Source organism: Micromonospora sp. NPDC049799, from assembly GCF_040656655.1.
In the GTDB taxonomy this organism is placed as follows: Bacteria; Actinomycetota; Actinomycetes; order Mycobacteriales; family Micromonosporaceae; genus Micromonospora.
Genome location: NZ_JBFAMU010000447.1, coordinates 1 through 4070 on the forward strand (window position 1 = coordinate 1; position 4070 = coordinate 4070).

A 4070-nucleotide genomic window follows, 5' to 3' on the forward strand; every position below is an offset into this window, starting at 1 on the left:
CGGGCTGGTCGGTGCCGCCGCCAGCACCGCCGGCGCCCGCGTCGGCTCGCTGCTGATCAGCCTCGTCGCCGGGGTGCTGTCGGCACGCGCGCTCGGCCCGCACGACCGCGGTCTGCTCGCCGTCGCGATCACCTGCTCCGCCGTCTTCAGCACCCTCTGCGCCGTCGGTCTGGACACCGCGAACCTTCGCCTGGCCGGGCGCTCGACCGCCGCGCACCGGCACACCGTACGGGCCAGCCTCCGCTACGCCGTCACCCTCGGCTCCGGCGTGGCCGCGCTGTGGGCGGTCGCCGGCCTGACCGTCGCGGAGCCGGTCCGCCTCGGCCTGGATCCGCTCACCTTCGGGATCGCCACGGCCCTCTGCCCGGTGGTGCTGCTGAGCGCGCTGCTCGGGGCCACCGAGATCGGCCGTGGCCGGGCCCCCGCGTACAACCTGGTCGTGGTGGCCTCCCTCGTCACCTACCTGGCCGGTCTGGCGGCCCTCGTCGCCACCGGCCGGACCACGCCCGCCACGGTGATGGCGGTGTACGCCGCCGGCCAGGTCGTCGGGCTGGCCGCCCTGCTGGTCCGGTCCCGGTCGGCCGGGCCGGTCGACGGGGAACCCCTGACGAACGTCGAGTACCGCTCCTCGGCCCGCCGGGCCTACCTGCCGAACCTCGCGCAGTTCGGCATGATCCGCACCCAGGTCCCGGTGATCCAACTGCTGGTCGGGGCGAGCGCGGTCGGCGTCTACTCGGTCGCGCTCGCGCTGGCCGAGGTCCTGCTGATCATTCCGATCGCGGTGAGCCTGATTCTGGTACCGACCGTCGCCAACGGGGCCGCCTCCTGGCGGTCGGTGGCCCGGCTCGGCGGGGGCACGCTGCTGCTCACCGCCGTAGGAGCGGGAGTTCTCGCCCTGGCCGGTCCTCATGTGGTGCCACTGCTCTTCGGGCACGAGTTCGACCCCGCAGTGCCCGTGCTGTGGGCACTGCTGCCCGGCGTGGCGATCTTCTCCCTGGCCCGGGTGGCGCAGAGCTACCTCACGGCAGTCGATCGGCCGGTGGCGATCGCGGCGGCCGCCGTCGCGGCGCTCGCCGTCGGCCTCGGCAGTATGGCGGTCCTGGTACCTCGGATGGGAGCTGTCGGGGCCGGCCTGGCGAGCAGCGCGGGCTACCTGGTCTACGCCGTGGCGATCGCGCCGGCCTTCCTACGGGCGGATCCGGCCCGGCAGCGGTCCGGGCGGGGACGGGCGGCGTCGCCGCGACGGGGTTTCCCGCTCACCGGTCGACCGCTGCTGGTCACCGCACTCGTCCCGGTCGTGGCCACCGCCTGCGGGGTCCTTGCGACCCGGCTGGACTCGCTGTCGCTGCCTCTGCCACTGCTGGTGGCCGGACTCGGGCTGCTGGTGGCCATCCTGATGGTGCCGACGCTCGGCGTCTGGGCTCTGGCGCTGTGCGCTCCCGCCGGCCAGCTGCCCGGACCGTTCGCCGTAGGCACCATGGAACTGCTCCTGCTCATCCTGGTCTGCCTGGCCGGCCAGCTCCTACGCCGACGGGTGACCTGGCGGGACCCGCACTGCGCCTGGCTCATCGGCGCCCTGGTCGCACTCATGGCGATCGGGGCCGCGGTGACCAACCCGGACCTGGGCCCCGCCGCGGCGATCGCGCCGGTTGCGGTGGTGGCGATTCCCATGATCTGCCTGCCCCTGGCGCTGCGCGGTGGCGCCGCCGACCACCGGGCCCTGCTCGCCTACGCCTTCGCCGCGACGGGAGTCGGCCTCGTGCACGCCGTCAGGACCATGCAGCGCGGCGGACCGGTGGAGGTCATCGACGTCAACCAGCAGGGCGTGAACCACAACGTGTGGGGCCCCATGCTGGTGGTGGCCCTGGCCGTGCTGCTGGCGCGACTCACCCGCCCGGCCCCGGTGGCGCTACGGGCGGCCGCGATCGCCGCCCTGCCGGTGATCGTGGTGGCACTGGCCTACTCGTACAGTCGCTCGTCCTGGTTGGGGGCGAGTGCGGTGCTCGTCTTCTTCGCGCTGCGGCGGCTGGTGCGCACCGGTCTCTGGGTGGGCGTGACGGTCGCGGTGGCGGCCACGCTCGGCGTCACCACCACGACCCTGGTGCCGGCGACGATCATGGATCGGGCCAACGAGACGACCGTCGACGGCGGTCTCGACGTGTCCTCCGCGCTGCGGTTCGACCTGTGGTCGGCGGCGGTTGAGATGATCAAGGACTTTCCCGTCTTCGGGGTCGGCTACCTCGGCTACAACGGCCGCTTGCCGGAGTACTTCGTCCAGCACGTCACGTCCGGCTCGTACCAGCCCGGCTTCCACCTCCACCTCCTGTCGCACCCGCACAACTTCTTCCTCACGGTGCTGGCCGAGACGGGTCTGGTCGGGGCGCTGCTCCTCGGCGTCCTGCTCTGGCTCGTCTACCGCCGTGTCTGGCGGAACTACCGGGGCCGGGTCGGCTGGGCCGCGGAGGGAGCGCTGCTCGCCGGAACGGGCGTCGCCGTCTGCTCCCTGACCGGGGAACCGCTGCTCGCCCTGTCCGTCCTCATCCCCTTCGTGCACCTGCACGCTCTCGCCACCAGGAGACCGGAATGACAACAGCCCACCGACCCGTCGACGATCGCCCGTTACGGGTCCTGCAGGTGACGACCACCCCCAACGGGGGCTCGTGGTTCTTCGACCAGGTGGTCGGACTGGCCCATCGCGGGCATCACGTCCGCGCCGTGGTGCCCGGGGAAGGATCGCTGGCGACCCGGCTGCGAGCCGCCGACATACCGACGGAGATCGTCCCGCTCTGTGGCTGGCGCCCGCGGCAGCTACCGCGGGTCGCAGCCGCCGAACTACGCCTGGTGCGGCTCATCCGCGATTTCCGGCCGGACGTGGTGCACGCCCACCTGCTCAAGGCGAACGTCGCCTGCCGGATCGCCCGCCTCGTCGGTGGACGGGGGTTGCACATCAACCAGGTCACCGGGATCAGCCACCTGCACAGCCCCATCCTGCGCCGGATCGATCTGGCCACGCTCTCCCGCGCCGACGTGCTGATCGGCTCCTGCACCGCCTTCGCGGAGCGGTACCGCGGCTTCGGTGCCCGGCGGGTCGCGGTCAGCCACTACGGATGCGACGTGCACCGGCTGGACCCCGCCACCCCCGGCGACGCGTTCCGCGGCGAGTTCGGGCTGGCACCGGGGACGCCGACGGTCGGCATGGTGGCGCACATGTACCCGACCCGCATCCGGGCTTTCCAGGACATCGGCGTCAAGGGACACGAGGTGCTCATCGACGCGGTACAGGGGTTGCTGGCACGGGTGCCGGCGGCGCACGTGTTCGTGGTGGGCGACGAGTTCGTCGGCACCGGGGACTACCGACGGTCGTTGGAGGAGCGCGCCGCCCGCTTGGGAATCACCGACCGGCTGCACTTCACCGGTCACCGCGACGACATCCAGAACGTGCTGGCCGCGATGGACGTCCTGGTGAATCCCTCGCTCGAGGAGTCGGCCTGCTACGCCATGATCGAAGCACTTCTCATGGAGAAGGGCGCCGTGGCGAGCAACGTCGGCGGCCTGCCGGACACCGTCCAACACGGCGAGACGGGCCTGCTGGTCCCGCCGGGCGACGCGCCGGCCCTGGCGAACGCGATCGCCGACCTGCTGACCGACCCCGAGCGTCGCCGGCAGATGGGACGCCTCGGCCGGCTCCGCTGCCTCGAGCGGTTCGACATCGCCCGGACCGTGGCCGACGTGGAGGAGGTCTACCGCACCGCACTGGCCGAGCGGGCGGGGGTGCGGTGGTGAGCGCCGCCCGCACCCCGCCCGTCCCGCGCCGACGGCACCGGCATGGCTGAGCCGGGTGGCGGTCGTACCGCCGAGGTGGCGGACGCCGCTCGGCCGGTCGCGGTGGCGCCGGCCGTGGTGCTGTTGCTCGGGCCGGCGCACTCGGTGCACACCCGACGCTGGGCCAGCGCGCTCGCCGGACGCGGGCACCGGGACCCTCGGCGAGGTATTGCAGCACCTCAAACTGGTCCTCGGGCAGCAGCGTGCCGAACGCGTCCAGCTGCCGCTTGTCGATGATCGTGCGTAAC

The 4070-nt window shown here is 72.9% G+C and carries 2 protein-coding genes; both read left to right on the forward strand.

What is annotated here, in order from left to right; translation table 11 throughout:
• Positions 1-2587 (forward strand): O-antigen ligase family protein (locus tag AB0I76_RS24170; protein ID WP_357039595.1); only part of this gene is annotated, 2587 nt, incomplete at its 5' end.
• Positions 2588-2634: 47 nt separating this feature from the next.
• The gene (locus AB0I76_RS24175; RefSeq protein ID WP_357039598.1) at positions 2635-3783 is read left to right on the forward strand and encodes a glycosyltransferase family 4 protein; all 1149 of its coding nucleotides are present in this window, start codon (positions 2635-2637) and stop codon (positions 3781-3783) included.
• The last annotated feature ends 287 nt before the right edge of the window (positions 3784-4070 follow it).